The organism is Halomonas sp. JB37, from assembly GCF_002332255.1.
In the GTDB taxonomy this organism is placed as follows: Bacteria; Pseudomonadota; Gammaproteobacteria; order Pseudomonadales; family Halomonadaceae; genus Vreelandella; species Vreelandella casei.
On the sequence record NZ_NRGW01000001.1, the window covers coordinates 2,827,310 to 2,842,052 of the forward strand.

Consider the following 14,743-nt stretch of genomic DNA (forward strand, 5'->3'; position numbering starts at 1 on the left):
GTTACCAGGCTAACTTTATTCTCAATATTTAGTTCGTGTTAGGGCATTCCCACCTGGAGACCAGAACGCCATGTCGCAACCACTCAGGGCTAAAATGGGCGCTATCGTGCTATTGATAGCTTCGCTCTTCGGGCTAGCCATCGCCCTCTATGCCTACTTCACACCGCTGACCGGGGTCACCGGCACACTCGGTGTGCTAGTCGCTAGCGCGGCTTGTTTTGCACTTGCGGTGATGGCGCTGCTTCTTATGGTGGCCACCGGGCGAGGCGCCACTATCGTATTGCGACTGCTGATCCTTATTGGACTTGCCGGCACTTTCTTCGCTGGATTTCTCCTGCACCAGTGGTGGGTCGACGCTGCCATGGTGGTCGGTCTGATTGGTCTTATTATTGATATGGCTCGTCCATCATCCCATGCCCGCCCCACCCACGCCTGAGGAGCCGTCCATGCCGATTTTTTTACCTGTTATCAATACCCGCTTCAAAGCAGTTACATCTGGGTTGGGCACAGCTACCGTTATAGCCGCTTGTCTAACGCCGCTCACGCTGCTAGCACAAGATCAGCCAGGCTCGCCAGAGACTCGCTCCCAGCCACAAGGACAGCAGGCTGACGCTGACCCGATTCCACTAGTACCCGGCGAGCCGATCTGGAATAGCTTTCACGGCCAGCTCAATGCGCAAAAGTACAGTCCGCTTGAGCAGATTAATACCGACAACGTGGGTGACCTAGAGAAGGTCTGGGAAGTGCATACCGGCGATGTTTCAGATGGGCACGGCGATCTGCCGCCGACCGTCTGGTCCGCAACGCCGGTATTCGCCAACGATACGCTCTATATCGGCACGCCGTTCTACCGCATTCTGGCGCTTGACCCGGGTACTGGCGAAGAAAAGTGGAGCTTTGACACACAGTCCACTCTCGAAGCCTTGACCCAGCCCGCCTTAAAAAATCGTGGCGTCGCTTACTGGGAAGCCGATGAGCCTGATGCTGGGGAAGCCTGCCAGAAGATCGTCTATCTAGGCACCATGGATGCGCAGCTGTTCGCAGTCGATGCCGATAGCGGCCAGCCGTGTGCCAGCTTTGCCGACAATGGCGTACTGGATGTGAACCAGTGGAATAACACCAACGCTGAGTGGCCGCTTTCGCTGCTGCAGCCGCCGACCGTGGTCGGTGATCATCTAATACTCGGCTGGGCAGGCAAAGACTGGGCGTTTGAGCAGGCGCCTCCAGGCAACGTGTTCTCGATCAACGCGCGTACCGGCGAGCGTGAGTGGACGTTTGAGGTACTGCCCGAAGAAATGCGTGAGCAAAGCGGCACAGCAAACGTCTGGACGCACATGTCAGCGGACGAAGAGCTTGGATTGGTCTATCTGCCCGTCTCCTCGCCGTCACCCAACTACTGGGGCGGCAACCGTACCGAGAGCGCCCCACTAGCGACGTCGACGACGGCACTCGATATCGAAACTGGCGAGGTAGTGTGGTCGCGCCAATGGGTACATCACGACATCTGGGATTACGATATTAACTCGGCCCCCACGCTGATGGATATTACCGTGGACGGCGAAGAGATTCCGGCTCTGATCCAAGCAACCAAAATGGGCTTCCTGTTCGTCGTAAACCGTGAAACCGGCGAAGACGTTTGGCCTATTGAGGAACGCCCGGTGCCAGGCGGCGATGGCTCGGTTGAAGGCGAGGTTTACGCCCCGACTCAACCCTTCCCAACGAAGCCCGCACCACTACTAGACCAATCAGAGAAGCCTAAGGTGTGGGCACTTGCCGACGCGGTGAGCTTTGGCCAATGTTCAGCGCTGTGGGAAGATCTTTGGTATGAAGGCATGTACACCCCGCCAACCACCCAAGGCGAAGGTGCACTCACTTACCCAGACAGCTCCGGTGGCGTTCAGTGGGGAGGCGTTGCCTTTGACCCTGAGAACCAGATTGCGGTGGTCAACACGTCTCACATCGTGCAATACGTGAAACTTTACAGCCGGGAAGATTACGATAAAGCGGATAGCGGTTCAGGCAACGAGAGTGGTTTTTCACCTCAAGCTGGCGCGCCCTATGGCATGCGTCTTGAGGTAGCCCGCAACTGGCTTGGCATGCCTTGCTGGGAACCGCCTTTCGGTGAACTTGTGGCGCTGGATATGACCACCGGCGACGTCAAATGGCGTCGGCCAGTAGGCGTATCGCAACAGTATGGCTTCTTCATGCCAGAGAGCTGGGGCTCACCTACTATTGGCGGCCCTGCGATAACGGCTGGCGGCATTATCTTCATCGGCGCATCGATGGATGCCAAGGTGCGTGCCTACTCTCTGGAAACAGGTGAAGAGCTGTGGTCTGATCAAGCACAGGCGCCGTCTGTGTCCATTCCTGCCGTCTACGAATATGAAGGCCGTCAATACGTTGCCTTTATCGCCGGCGGTAACTCCATTCTCAAGGATCAGGTCGGCGATCAAATCGCGGTCTACGCACTACCTGAGTAACGCCAGTAAAGCCTACGTTAAAGTAGCGTAGCCTGACGGGGTGGCCCTTTGCATTGCAAAGGGCCACCCCGTTTTGCTTTCAAACGGCAAAAAAATATCATCAATGGTCAGTATGGTTACTAACTGAATCCTTCTGTGGCGAGTGCCCGTCGCGCTGAGCCAGCGCTGATTCCATTCGGTCAAGCTGTGCGCGTAAATCCCGCACATCGCTACGCAGCCCCTTCATTTGGGCAGCATCACCGTCATCATTCTCTAAATCGAGTAGCGCACTCTCCTTCTGCATCACGTCCAACACAATGCCAATCATCATGTTGAGAAAAATAAAGGCATTCAGAAAGATAAACGTTAAAAAGAATATCCAGGCATAGGGATAAACTTCCATGGTGGGATAAAGCACGGCCGTCGCCCAGCTTTCAAAGGTCGCCACCTGGAACAGCGTTAGCATCGCCAGCGAAATATTGCCCCACAGCCCCTCATCAACGGTATGAAATAGAAAGCTGCCAATGGCGGCATAAATATAGAAAATGATAAACATCAGCAGAACGACATAGCCCATCCGCGGCACCGACTTCACCAGGGCATTGAGCAGCATCTGCAGTTCAGGAATCATCGACACCAATCGCAGCACTCTGAAAATACGCAGCAGCCGCGCCAACAGGACCATTTCAGAGTCATCCATAGGGATTAAACTGGCGGTCACAATCAGAAAATCAAAAACGTTCCAGCCCTTTTTGAAGAAGCTCAGAAGAGTGCGCTCAGCGGCCATCCTGATTAAAATTTCTATCAAAAAGAAGATAGTGACGGCGATATCTAAATACAGCAGCCACTGCTCAATCCGAGAGGTTTCTTCATAGGTTTTGGCCCCTATCACTAAGGCCGAAATAACGATAATGGCAATCACTACGGCTTCGAAAAGCTTGTTTGATCGCAGCTTTTCAAAACGGGCTTGCCAGGTATTAAAGGGTTCACTCATGGAACAAAAAATCTCTCATCGGTTGACCGGCACACTTTATACTAAAATTACACAGCTACTGCACAAGTGATATCCTCTTGTTCCACTTGATGTATCCTGCACCACCAGAACCCTCTCCAGGCGCTCAGGAGGTGTTCTTTTGACTTTTTTAACTTAGCCGCTGGATGACACCCATGACATTGCTTTGGATAGCCTTGTTGCCTTTGCTAGGCGTACTGGTGCCGCTACTCACCGCACGATTTGGTCGCAGTGTCTGTTCACTGACAACCGCCGTGCTACCAGCGACCGCGCTAGCAATGACGCTACTCAACGTGCCGGCGCTACAAGATGGCGAGCAGCTGCGTTTTTCAGCCACCTGGATGCCGGAACTAGCGCTAAACTTAGCGTTTCGGCTGGACGGGTTATCGCTGCTGTTTAACCTGCTGATACTGGGCATTGGGCTACTGATTATACTTTATGCCCATTACTATCTCGCAAAAGATGAGCCGTTTGGCCGATTTTACGCCTTCTTGATGCTATTTATGGCATCAATGGTGGGCATTTCAATGTCGGACAATTTGATTCTGCTCTGGTTTTTCTGGGAGTTAACCAGCCTCTCGTCATTCTTACTTATTGGTTATTGGTCACATCAATCAGATGCTCGTAAGGGCGCCCGAATGGCGCTAACGATCACTGGTGCCGGTGGGCTTGCCCTGTTGGCGGGCTTGCTACTGCTTGGCAACATGGCGGGCAGTTTCAGCATGGGCGACGTATTAGCAAGCGGCGACGCAATTCTTGCCGACCCGCGCTACCCACTGATGCTGTGCTTAGTATTACTCGGCGCGTTTACCAAATCAGCGCAGTTTCCTTTTCATTTTTGGCTGCCCCACGCAATGGCCGCTCCCACGCCGGTGTCGGCCTACCTACACTCTGCCACCATGGTTAAAGCGGGCATTTTCCTGATGGCGCGACTGCATCCTGCGATTGCCGGCAGCGAGCTATGGAGCGTGGTTGTCTCGCTGGTCGGCATTATAACGATGCTGTATGGCGCGTGGTTTGCACTGATCAAGAGCGACCTGAAAGGCATATTAGCGTTTTCCACGGTTAGCCATCTCGGCTTGATTACCGTGCTACTGGGCATTGGCAGCCCAATGGCAATTTTGGCGGCCCTTTTTCATATTCTCAATCACGCCACTTTCAAAGCCGCGCTGTTTATGAGTGCGGGCATCATTGATCACGAAGCCGGTTCCCGCGAACTTAAGCAGTTGGGTGGCCTGAGAAAAGCGATGCCTGTCACGGCGCTGCTAACCACGTTGGCGGCAGCGTCCATGGCGGGTGTCCCACTGTTAAACGGTTTCTTATCTAAAGAAATGTTCTTTACCGAGACGCTGGCAACCCCCGTGTTCGGCGGAATAAGCTGGCTATTGCCCGCGCTAGCAACGATCGGCGGCGTTCTGTCGGTAGCCTACTCGCTGCGCTTGGTCCACGCAGTCTTCTTCAAGCCCGCTCGCGAAGCACCGCCTAAGACGCCTCACGAGCCGCCTCGCCTGATGCGCCTGCCGATGGAAATACTGGTTGCCTTGTGCGTGGTGGTCGGGTTATTACCCGCAGTGATGGCCACCAACATCTTAGAACTTGCTAGCCTGGCCGTGATTGGTAGCCCTCTGGATATCCACCTGGCGATCTGGCATGGCGTCAACCTGCCGCTGATGATGAGTGTGCTCGCTTTTGTAGCCGGCATTGCGCTTTATTGGCGCTACGGCAACGTTCAACGTTTTACTCAGCAGTTTGTGGGCGTGGATGCTCGCCGCATATTTGAACGTATTCTTATTGCCATTAGCTTTCGCGCCGAACAGCTTATTACTACGCTCGACGGTAATTCCTTACAGCGCTATGTAGGCTGGCTATGGTTAGCGGCGCTATTAATGGGCGGCATAGGCCTCGTTCAAATACCCGATTTAACCGGCGCGGCGGGCAATCAACCCTTAGATGGCGTGCTGATTTTAGGCGCGGGAATGCTGATGTTCGGTGGCATAGCGACCGCTGCCACTCACCGCTATCGGCTTATTTCGCTGCTAATGCTATCGGTGGTGGGCCTGTTTGTTGCTCTCACCTTTGCCCGTTTCTCAGCGCCCGACCTTGCCCTGACACAGCTTTCGGTCGAAGTTGTGACCATGATTCTGCTGATGCTGGCGCTATTTTTCTTACCGCAGAAAACCCCTAGAGAATCCAGCCCGCTGCGTAATATTCGCGATATGTTGCTGGCGGGGTCGCTAGGGTTAGTCGTTGCTAGCCTTAACTATGCGGTCATGACCCATGATACCCAGTCAATTTCTAGCTTCTTTTTAGAAAACAGTAAGCCTGGCGGCGGTGGCTATAACGTAGTCAACGTTATATTGGTCGACTTCCGTGGCTTCGATACCCTGGGTGAAATTACCGTGCTGGCCATCGCGGGCTTAGCGATATTTAAGCTATTGAATCGCCTGCGTCTGTTTATGCCGCACAGCGACGGCGAAGGCCGTGTATGGTCCCCTGACCGTTACCCTGCGGTGCTTACCTCCATTTCAATGACGCTGCTTCCGTTGGCGCTGCTGGTCTCTGCGTTTATTTTCTTGCGCGGCCACAACCAGCCAGGCGGTGGGTTTATTGCCGGCTTAATTACCGCCGTGGCGCTTATTTTGCTGTATATGGCGCGTGGCGTGGCGTGGGCACAGGAACGTTTGGATTTCCCATTCCAACCAGTGGCGGTTATCGGGGTGGCCGTGGCCACGCTCACCGGCCTAGGCAGCTGGCTATTTGGGCATCCGTTCTTAACCTCCGCCTTCGGCTATTTTAGTCTTCCACTGATCGGCACGTTTGAGCTGGCCACCGCACTGCTGTTTGATCTGGGCGTGTACTTGGCCGTCGTCGGGGCCACGCTGATGATTCTTGCCAACCTTGGTAAAGTCACCACCGCGCATCGCCCGGTGACCGAAGCGACGGAAAAAGATATCGACGCCCCCCCAGCCTCTTCAGCTACTCAGGAGCCTCGTTAATGGAATTGCTTTACGCGATGACCACCGGTGTATTGACCGCTTCTGGTCTCTATCTCACGTTAAGAGGCCGTACCTTTCCCGTCGTGGTGGGCCTTACGCTGCTCTCTTACGCGGTAAACCTGTTTCTGTTTTCGATGGGCGGACTGACCACTGACGGCGCCGCGATTGTGTCCGAGGGCGGAAACGTTGCCGATCCTCTTCCTCAAGCGCTGGTGCTTACCGCCATCGTTATCGGCTTTGCAATGACGGCTTTTGTGGTGATCCTGGCAATGCGGGCACGCAGCGAAGTGGGCAACGACCACGTCGACGGCAATAAGGAAGACCGAGAATGATGCAGCACCTGATTGTTTTTCCTGTTGTCCTGCCACTGATTGCGGGCATCTTAATGCTCTATCAGCGCCAAGGATTAGTGCGCTATAAGCGCACGGTTAGCGTGGCGGCTACGCTGCTGTTACTACTGGTGGCAATAGGCTTAGTACGCCAAGCCGCCAGCGGCGACGTGACTTACTACGCGCTGGGCGATTGGCAGGCACCCTTTGGTATCGTGCTGGTGCTGGATCGCCTCTCTGCGTTAATGGTGCTGTTAACCGCCACCCTAGCAGTGGGTGCCGTGGTGTTTGCCTGCGCGGGTGACGACGAAAAAGGCAGTAATTTCCATGGCCTATTTCAATGGCAGCTGCTGGGGATAAATGGCGCCTTTTTAACCGGCGACCTATTCAATCTTTTCGTCTTTTTCGAAGTACTGCTGCTGGCGTCTTACGCGCTGCTGCTGCACGGCGGTGGCAAAGCGCGCATTCAAGCCAGCGTGCACTATGTGGTGCTCAACCTAGCGGGTTCTTCGCTGTTTTTAATCGCAGTGGGCATACTCTATGGCGCAACGGGCACCCTCAATATGGCCGATATGGCGATTCGGGTGGCTGACCTGCCGGTTGAGCGCGAAGGCTTAGTCACCGCTGGCGCACTGATGCTGCTAGTCGTTTTTGCTTTAAAATCCGCTATGCTGCCGCTGTATTTTTGGCTGCCCAAAGCCTATGCGTCAGCGCCGGCACCGGTCGCCGCCCTTTTCGCCATTATGACGAAGGTGGGTGTTTACGCCATCCTACGTGTCTATTCGTTAATTTTTGGTGATAGTGCGGGTGATTTGGAAGCACTGGAGCAGCCCTGGGTTTGGTGGCTGTCGCTGGCCACTATTGCAGCCGCAGGCGCTGGCGTAATGGCCGCACGCGACTTACGCCTATTGGTTGCGTATTTAGTGCTGGTATCAGTGGGTACGCTGCTGGCCGGCATCGGCATAGGCACGCCTCAAGCGATCTCGGCACTCTTGTACTACTTGATACATACGACGCTGATTACCGGCGGACTGTTTCTGTTAGCAGAAATGATCGGCCTGCAGCGTGGCAAAGCCGGTACCCGACTAGTTAAGGGCCGCCCCATGGTGCAAGGTACCGCGCTAGGGATTCTTTTTTTTGCAGGCGCGATCGCCGTAGCGGGCATGCCGCCACTGTCAGGCGCCATTGGCAAAGCTCTGATGCTCAATTCAGCAGAAGGCACTCAGCGGCTATGGCTATGGCCGCTGCTACTGGTCGCGGGGCTGTGTTCCATGGTCGCCCTGGCGCGCGCTGGGTCTACGTTGTTTTGGCGCAGCTACCGCGGCAACATTAGCGGCAGTCCGCTACCGTATCGCCAGTGGTTTGGCGTTATCTGGCTACTTAGCGCGGCTCCCCTGTTAGTGGCATTGGCTGGGCCAGTGAGTAGCTATACACAGGCCACGGCTGAGCAACTCGCTAATCCGCAGGTGCTTATCCGCACGCTACTGCCTGATCAAGCTACTGATGCAGGAGAAGCACAATGATTGCTCCACGCGCCTGGCTGCCCACGCCTGTTTTATCCCTATTACTATTGGTAGTTTGGCTGCTGTTAGTGCGCAGCTACGCCATTGGTCAGTTTGTGTTAGGCGGCTCCTTAGCCATTTTGATTCCCCTGCTGACCCACCGCTTTTGGGATGCACGCCCAAGGATCGCCAAGCCTTTCGCTCTACTGCGCTTTTTCTTTCGAGTGCTCGGCGATATAGTCATCGCCAACTTTGAAGTGGCTTACTTAATTACCAACCCTTGGCGCAAGCTTCGCCCCCATTTTATTGAATACCCGCTGATACTTGAAGAACGATTCACCATCACCCTACTGGCCAGCACTATTAGCCTGACGCCGGGCACCGTCTCGGCTAACTTACGCCTGGACGGTAAATCACTGCTGATTCACGCCTTAGACGTGGATGATGAAGAGGTGCTGATCGAGCAAATACGCGAGCGCTATGAACGCCCCCTTAAGGAGATTTACGAATGTTAAGTATTGCACTCTACATCACCTTAACCCTGGTCGTGATGGCACTACTGCTGAACCTTTATCGGCTCACCATCGGTCCTAGCCTACCTGATCGGGTATTAGCGCTGGATACCATGTACGTAAACTCAATTGCGCTCATTGTGCTCTTGGGGCTATGGCTTAACAGCAAAACGTATTTCGAGTCAGCGCTATTGATCGCCATGCTAGGGTTCATCAGTACTGTGGCAGTGTGTAAATATATTTTGCGCGGAGATATTATCGAATGATGCACATAATGGACGCCGACAACAGGGAGCAGTGGCTATGTCGATAATAGTGGAAGGGATTATTTCACTGCTGTTGATCGCGGGCGGTGTGTTCGTTTTTATCGGTTCGCTGGGCATGGCTCACCTACACGATTTTTATATGCGCCTGCACGGCCCTACCAAAGCCACCACGCTAGGTATCGGCTGCATGCTGATTGCTTCGATGCTGTATTTCTGGAGCGTGGACGGTAAGCCGGATATTCAAGAGATGCTCATTACGCTATTTTTGTTTATCACTGCCCCCGTGAGCGCCCACCTGCTGGCTAAATCCGGCCTGCACATGCGCTTAAAACATACCGATAAAACCCAGGGCAAACCGTTGGAACTGAAGATCGAAGAAGTCGGCGAAAAACCGGTGCCACATCCCGACAAGGGCCATGGTTAAAAGCAATCCCATAGCGTCTCGCACCAACGACATAAGGCGGTGCTGAAAAGCACCGTCTTATATGCATTTTAAGGCGTTAAATCCTGCTGACGATAGCCCATCACGTACAGCAACGCATCAATGCCTAGCGTTGAGATTGCCTGACGTGCCTGGGCACGCACCACGGGTTTGGCATGAAACGCGACGCCCAAGCCAGCACTAGCGAGCATTTTTAGATCGTTCGCACCATCGCCCACCGCAATGGTTTGATTCAAGGTAAAGCCTTCACGCTCCGCAATGGCGGCTAATAGCTCCGCTTTGCGCTCGGCATCGACAATAGGCTCGCGAACGTCACCGGTCACCTTACCCTTCTCAATCACCAGTTCGTTAGCATGGATTTCGTCGAAGCCTAACGTCTCCTGCAAGTAGCGAGCAAAGTAGGTAAAGCCGCCGGAGAGAATCGCCGTGCGGTAACCCAAGCGCTTTAGGTTGGCCATCAAACGTACAACGCCATCCATCAGCGGCAGTTCTTTAGCGATATCCGCCAGCACCGACTCATCCAAACCGGCTAGCTTACTCATGCGCTCGCGAAAGCTCTGCTGAAAATCTAGCTCACCACGCATGGCGCGCTCGGTAATCGCAGCGACTTCGTCTCCTACCCCGTGACGACGCGCAAGCTCGTCAATCACTTCAGCTTTGATAAGCGTGGAGTCCATGTCAAAGCAGATCAAGCGTGGTTGAACCTGGCCACGCAGATCATCCTGGATGACGACATCCACGCCTAGAGTCTCACCCAGTGCTAATGCTGCTTTACGTACCGCCTCAATATCAACGCTGTCACCGACCAGGCGGTACTCGATGCAATCAATTATGTCGCTCTGTAGCAGTGAGGCATCGGCAAGCCGCTGGGTACTTTTCTGCTCAAGGCCAAATTGTGCCACTAAGGCGTCTACCTGCGCTTGAATATCCACAGTCAAACGCGACCCTAAGGCGGTTAGAATAAAATTACCGCGTGCCATTACTTATTCCCCTGCCTCTAAACGATCTACTTTTTGGAAACCGCGCGGTAGTTTACTGCCACGCCGTCCGCGCTCACCGCGGTAATAGGCCAAGTCATCGGCTTTAAGCGTCAGTTTGCGCTTACCGGCATGCAGCATCAGTGCATCGCTGGCAGCTAATACCACAATCCCGCATACAAACTCTTCCCGGCGTGCCGCTCTAGGGCCAGGTATATCGAGCATTTTATTGCCTTTGCCTTTGGACATCTCGGGCAATTGAGCCAAGGGGAAGAGCAGTAAACGTCCTTCATTTGATACCGAAGCAACCCACAGCTCCTCACCTTCCGGCACCTCAATCGGCGCCATCACGTTACAGCCCTTGGGCAGGCTCAGTACCGCTTTACCGGCTTTGTTTTTACCGGTGAGCGTATCGAGCCTAGCGACAAAACCATAGCCGCCGTCAGTGGCCAGCACGAAACGCCGCTCGGGCGGTGCAAACATCAACCCCGCCATTTTCGCCCCAGCCGCCACATTGGCGCGCCCAGTCACCGGCTCACCCTGGCCCCGAGCACTGGGAAGATTATGCGCTGACAGCGTATAGGCACGGCCGGTATCATCCAGCAAGACCAGCGGTTGATTGGTTTTGCCCCGCGCCGCAAGCTGGAAACTATCACCCGCTTTATAGGAAAGCCCCTCGGGATCGATATCATGCCCTTTGGCTGCTCGAATCCAGCCTTTGTCTGATAACACCACGGTAATGGGATCAGCGCCCAGCAGCTCTACTTCCGAAAGCGCCCTGGATTCTTCACGCTCAACGAGCGGTGAGCGGCGCGCATCGCCGTGCTCTTTACCGGCGGCGCGAATTTCTTTTTCAATTAGCGTGGTGAGCTTAGCTTCGCTGCCCAGCAAACCCTGCAAGTACTTACGCTCTTTTTCCAGCTCATCCTGCTCGCCACGAATTTTCATCTCTTCGAGCTTGGCCAGATGACGCAGGCGCAGCTCTAAAATGGCTTCTGCTTGTCGATCAGAAAGACTAAACGTGGAAATTAGCGAAGCCTTGGGATCATCCTCCTCACGAATGATGCGGATTACTTCATCGAGATCCAGATAGGCAGTCAGCAGGCCTTCCAAGATGTGCAGGCGGTCTTCGACTTTACCTAATCGATGCTCTAAACGCCGACGTACGGTGCTGCGACGAAACTGCAGCCATTCGCCGAGCATTTCAGGCAGCGGCATCACCCGTGGCCGACCGTCCAGGCCGATCACGTTCATATTCACGCGTACGTTCTTTTCTAGATCGGTCGTGGCGAACAGGTGCGCCATCAGCGACTCAACGTCAATGCGGCTGGAGCGCGGTTCAATCACCAAGCGCGTTGGCTCTTCATGGGTCGATTCATCGCGCAGGTCGGCCACCATGGGCAGCTTTTTAGCCTGCATTTGAGCAGCAATCTGCTCAAGCACCTTGGCGCCGCTAACCTGATAAGGCACCGAGGTGATAACGATATTGGCTTCTTCACGAATATAGCGCGCACGTAGCTTCACCGAGCCACGGCCTGATTCATAGAGCTTACGCAGGTCCGCAGGCGGGGTGATAATTTCCGCGTCAGTAGGAAAATCCGGCGCGGGCACGAATTCCATTAAATCAGCGGTGGTCGCCTTTGGATTACGCAGCAGATGACAGGTCGCCTCGACAATTTCAGCTACGTTATGCGGCGGAATATCGGTGGCCATACCCACCGCGATGCCCGTACCGCCGTTTAGCAATACGTGCGGCAATTTGGCGGGCAGGACCAACGGCTCCTGCATGGTGCCATCAAAGTTGGGCGCCCAATCAACGGTGCCTTGGCCTAGCTCGCCTAACAGCACTTCGGCAAACTTGGAAAGCTTCGCTTCGGTGTAACGCATGGCGGCAAACGACTTAGGGTCATCGGGGCTGCCCCAGTTGCCCTGACCATCTACCAGCGGATAGCGATAGCTAAACGACTGTGCCATGAGCACCATGGCTTCATAGCAAGCGCTGTCGCCATGAGGGTGAAACTTACCCAGCACGTCGCCGACGGTACGCGCCGACTTTTTATACTTAGCACTAGCGTGCAGCGCCAGCTCGCGCATGGCGTAAATAATTCGCCGCTGCACGGGTTTCATGCCGTCGCCCACATTGGGCAACGCACGGTCGAGAATCACGTACATCGAATAGTCGAGGTAGGCTTTTTCGGTATAGTCGCGCAGGGACAAACGTTCGACGTCGCCCTCTGCTACTTGAATATCCATGGTCATCGGGGGTTATACCTCAATGTCTGCGAGGTTGCCGTAATCTTCCAGCCACTTTTTGCGGTCACCGGCACGCTTTTTGGCCAGCAGCATATCCATAATTTCCATGGTGCCGTCACCTTCGGTCAACGTGAGCTGAACCAGTCGACGGGTTTGCACCGCCATCGTCGTTTCACGTAGCTGTAACGGGTTCATTTCACCCAGGCCTTTAAAACGCTGCACGTTAGGCGTACCGCGCTTACTGGCCAGCTGTTTAAGAATCGCGGCTTTTTCGCTTTCATCTAGCGCGTAATGCACTTCTTTACCTAGATCGATGCGGTAAAGCGGCGGCATCGCGACATAAACGTGCCCGGCGTCTACCAGGCTTGGGAAATGACGAACAAAAAGCGCACACAGCAGCGTGGCAATGTGCAGGCCGTCGGAGTCGGCATCGGCGAGAATACAAATTTTGTGGTAGCGAAGTTTATCCAGGCCGTCGCTGCCGGGGTCAGCACCAATGGCGACCGCAATATCGTGGACTTCCTGAGAGCTGTAGATGTCATGAGTCTCGACTTCCCAGGTATTCAGAATTTTACCGCGCAGCGGCAGGATTGCCTGAGTTTCACGGTTGCGCGCCTGTTTGGCACTACCGCCGGCAGAGTCGCCTTCCACTAAAAACAGCTCGCTTTGCGCGGGGTCTTGCCCGGAACAGTCGGCCAGCTTACCGGGCAGTGCGGGGCCGGACGTGACCTTTTTACGCAGCACTTTTTTGGCTTTTTTCTGGCGATTTTGCGCTGCGCTAATCACCATTTCGGCAATCGCTTCGGCTTGATCGACGTGGTGGTTTAGCCACAGTGAGAAAGCGTCTTTGACAACGCCCGACACAAAGCCTGCAATGGTTCGCGAAGACAGCCGCTCTTTGGTTTGTCCGGCAAACTGCGGGTCGAGCATTTTCACCGAGAGCACAAACGAGGTGCGTTCCCACAAATCATCAGCGGTAAGTTTGATGCCACGAGGCAGCAGGCTGCGGTATTCGCAAAACTCGCGCAGCGCGTCCAGCAGGCCGGAACGAAACCCGTTTACGTGGGTGCCGCCTTGGGGCGTGGGTATCAAGTTCACGTAGCTTTCCAACAGCGCCTCCCCGCCTTCGGGTAGCCACTGAATTGCCCAGTCAACGCCGTGCTCATCATCATTGAAGTGGCCAACAAAAGGCTCGCGGGGCAGCACTTCATAACCGTCCGTTGCTTCTACCAAATAATCACGCAGGCCGTCAGCAAACTCCCACTCGGAGGACGTGCCATCCGGCTCTACTAGCGTAACTTTTAGCCCTGGGCAAAGCACCGCTTTGGCACGCAGCAAATGTTTCAGCCGCGTTAGGGCTAATTTGGGGCTATCGAAATAGCTTTCATCTGGCCAGAAACGCACCAGAGTGCCGCTCGCCCTCTTTGGCGCTTTGCCAATTTCATGCAGCTCTTCGACCTTCTCACCAAACTCAAAGGCCATGGCGTGGCGCGCGCCATTACGGGTCACTTCTACGTCTAATCGACGAGAGAGCGCGTTAACCACCGACACCCCAACGCCGTGCAGGCCACCCGAGAAGCGATAGCTTGTGGAGGAAAACTTACCCCCTGAGTGAAGCTTGGTAAATATCAGTTCAACGCCCGATACGCCGTGTTCTGGATGCAGGTCGATAGGCATACCTCGGCCGTTATCCTGCACTTCAATCCCGCCATCGCTTTGCAGCACAACGTTGATGATTGAGGCGTGACCTGCCAGCGCTTCGTCGACGCTATTATCAATGACTTCCTGAACAAGATGGTTGGGGCGTGAGGTGTCGGTATACATACCGGGACGCTTACGTACCGGTTCGAGCCCGGACAGGACTTCGATGGAACTCGCACCGTACTGAGAGGCATCAAACTGGGTCATGTAACGTCGATTCCTGAAAAAAGTGCTGGCAGCTGGCAAAGAAACACAGGATAGCTGAAAAGCAAAAAGCTGTATATCTAGCCATGC

12 protein-coding genes are annotated in these 14,743 nt (G+C 54.6%); 8 read left to right on the top strand and 4 right to left on the bottom strand.

The window, feature by feature from the left end; translation table 11 throughout:
* Positions 1-70 precede the first annotated feature (70 nt).
* Both CIK78_RS13175 and CIK78_RS13180 read left to right on the top strand, forming a co-directional pair.
* Positions 71-436, top strand: a complete 366-nt coding sequence (locus CIK78_RS13175; RefSeq protein WP_096280915.1) for a hypothetical protein — start codon at positions 71-73, stop codon at positions 434-436.
* Between the two features lie 10 nt (positions 437-446).
* Entirely contained in the window at positions 447-2,480 is a 2,034-nt protein-coding gene (locus CIK78_RS13180; RefSeq protein WP_096280918.1) for a pyrroloquinoline quinone-dependent dehydrogenase, read from the top strand.
* A gap of 100 nt (positions 2,481-2,580) precedes the next feature.
* Here the strand turns inward: CIK78_RS13180 and CIK78_RS13185 are convergent, their stop codons facing one another.
* Positions 2,581-3,453 carry an ion transporter gene (locus CIK78_RS13185; protein WP_096280921.1) on the bottom strand — a complete coding sequence of 291 codons (873 nt, stop codon included), beginning with the start codon at positions 3,451-3,453 and terminating at the stop codon, positions 2,581-2,583.
* Positions 3,454-3,626: 173 nt separating this feature from the next.
* Between CIK78_RS13185 and CIK78_RS13190 the strand changes: the two genes are divergently transcribed.
* Genes CIK78_RS13190 through CIK78_RS13215 form a run of 6 tightly spaced genes read left to right on the top strand, consistent with a single transcriptional unit; the run spans position 3,627 to position 9,500 of the window.
* The gene (locus tag CIK78_RS13190) at positions 3,627-6,467 is read left to right on the top strand and encodes a monovalent cation/H+ antiporter subunit A (RefSeq protein WP_096280923.1); all 2,841 of its coding nucleotides are present in this window, start codon (positions 3,627-3,629) and stop codon (positions 6,465-6,467) included.
* Positions 6,467-6,799 carry a Na+/H+ antiporter subunit C gene (locus CIK78_RS13195; RefSeq protein WP_096280926.1) on the top strand — a complete coding sequence of 111 codons (333 nt, stop codon included), beginning with the start codon at positions 6,467-6,469 and terminating at the stop codon, positions 6,797-6,799. Before CIK78_RS13190 ends, CIK78_RS13195 begins: the two co-directional genes overlap by 1 nt.
* Positions 6,796-8,319 (top strand): monovalent cation/H+ antiporter subunit D, encoded by a 1,524-nt coding sequence (locus CIK78_RS13200; RefSeq protein ID WP_096280928.1) that lies wholly within the window; start codon positions 6,796-6,798, stop codon positions 8,317-8,319. Before CIK78_RS13195 ends, CIK78_RS13200 begins: the two co-directional genes overlap by 4 nt.
* Positions 8,316-8,813: a Na+/H+ antiporter subunit E gene (locus tag CIK78_RS13205; RefSeq protein ID WP_096280930.1), complete on the top strand. Its 498-nt coding sequence runs from the start codon at positions 8,316-8,318 to the stop codon at positions 8,811-8,813. The genes CIK78_RS13200 and CIK78_RS13205 overlap by 4 nt, the downstream gene beginning before the upstream one ends.
* Positions 8,807-9,076, top strand: coding sequence for a K+/H+ antiporter subunit F (locus CIK78_RS13210; RefSeq protein WP_096280932.1), 270 nt, complete (start codon positions 8,807-8,809; stop codon positions 9,074-9,076). The genes CIK78_RS13205 and CIK78_RS13210 overlap by 7 nt, the downstream gene beginning before the upstream one ends.
* 37 nt (positions 9,077-9,113) lie before the next feature.
* The gene (locus CIK78_RS13215; protein ID WP_096280935.1) at positions 9,114-9,500 is read left to right on the top strand and encodes a Na+/H+ antiporter subunit G; all 387 of its coding nucleotides are present in this window, start codon (positions 9,114-9,116) and stop codon (positions 9,498-9,500) included.
* A 68-nt stretch (positions 9,501-9,568) separates the two neighbouring features.
* On the opposite strand, the gene serB is transcribed toward CIK78_RS13215, so the two are convergent.
* Genes serB through parE form a run of 3 tightly spaced genes read right to left on the bottom strand, consistent with a single transcriptional unit; the run spans position 9,569 to position 14,656 of the window.
* Complete coding sequence (serB, locus tag CIK78_RS13220; RefSeq protein WP_096280937.1) at positions 9,569-10,498, bottom strand: phosphoserine phosphatase SerB; 930 nt, start codon at positions 10,496-10,498, stop codon at positions 9,569-9,571.
* Positions 10,499-10,501: 3 nt separating this feature from the next.
* On the bottom strand, positions 10,502-12,754 hold the full coding sequence (gene parC / locus CIK78_RS13225; RefSeq protein WP_096280939.1) for a DNA topoisomerase IV subunit A: 2,253 nt from the start codon (positions 12,752-12,754) through the stop codon (positions 10,502-10,504).
* A gap of 6 nt (positions 12,755-12,760) precedes the next feature.
* The gene (gene parE / locus CIK78_RS13230; protein WP_096280941.1) at positions 12,761-14,656 is read right to left on the bottom strand and encodes a DNA topoisomerase IV subunit B; all 1,896 of its coding nucleotides are present in this window, start codon (positions 14,654-14,656) and stop codon (positions 12,761-12,763) included.
* Between the last annotated feature and the right edge of the window lie 87 nt (positions 14,657-14,743).

What these genes read in the sequence shown, in the direction of transcription:
- CIK78_RS13175 (WP_096280915.1), top strand. Translation starts at nt 71, where the DNA reads ATGTCGCAACCACTCAGGGCTAAAATGGGCGCTATCGTGCTATTGATA.
- CIK78_RS13180 (WP_096280918.1), top strand. Translation starts at nt 447, where the DNA reads ATGCCGATTTTTTTACCTGTTATCAATACCCGCTTCAAAGCAGTTACA.
- CIK78_RS13185 (WP_096280921.1), bottom strand. Translation starts at nt 3,453, where the DNA reads ATGAGTGAACCCTTTAATACCTGGCAAGCCCGTTTTGAAAAGCTGCGA.
- CIK78_RS13190 (WP_096280923.1), top strand. Translation starts at nt 3,627, where the DNA reads ATGACATTGCTTTGGATAGCCTTGTTGCCTTTGCTAGGCGTACTGGTG.
- CIK78_RS13195 (WP_096280926.1), top strand. Translation starts at nt 6,467, where the DNA reads ATGGAATTGCTTTACGCGATGACCACCGGTGTATTGACCGCTTCTGGT.
- CIK78_RS13200 (WP_096280928.1), top strand. Translation starts at nt 6,796, where the DNA reads ATGATGCAGCACCTGATTGTTTTTCCTGTTGTCCTGCCACTGATTGCG.
- CIK78_RS13205 (WP_096280930.1), top strand. Translation starts at nt 8,316, where the DNA reads ATGATTGCTCCACGCGCCTGGCTGCCCACGCCTGTTTTATCCCTATTA.
- CIK78_RS13210 (WP_096280932.1), top strand. Translation starts at nt 8,807, where the DNA reads ATGTTAAGTATTGCACTCTACATCACCTTAACCCTGGTCGTGATGGCA.
- CIK78_RS13215 (WP_096280935.1), top strand. Translation starts at nt 9,114, where the DNA reads ATGTCGATAATAGTGGAAGGGATTATTTCACTGCTGTTGATCGCGGGC.
- serB (WP_096280937.1), bottom strand. Translation starts at nt 10,498, where the DNA reads ATGGCACGCGGTAATTTTATTCTAACCGCCTTAGGGTCGCGTTTGACT.
- parC (WP_096280939.1), bottom strand. Translation starts at nt 12,754, where the DNA reads ATGACCATGGATATTCAAGTAGCAGAGGGCGACGTCGAACGTTTGTCC.
- parE (WP_096280941.1), bottom strand. Translation starts at nt 14,656, where the DNA reads ATGACCCAGTTTGATGCCTCTCAGTACGGTGCGAGTTCCATCGAAGTC.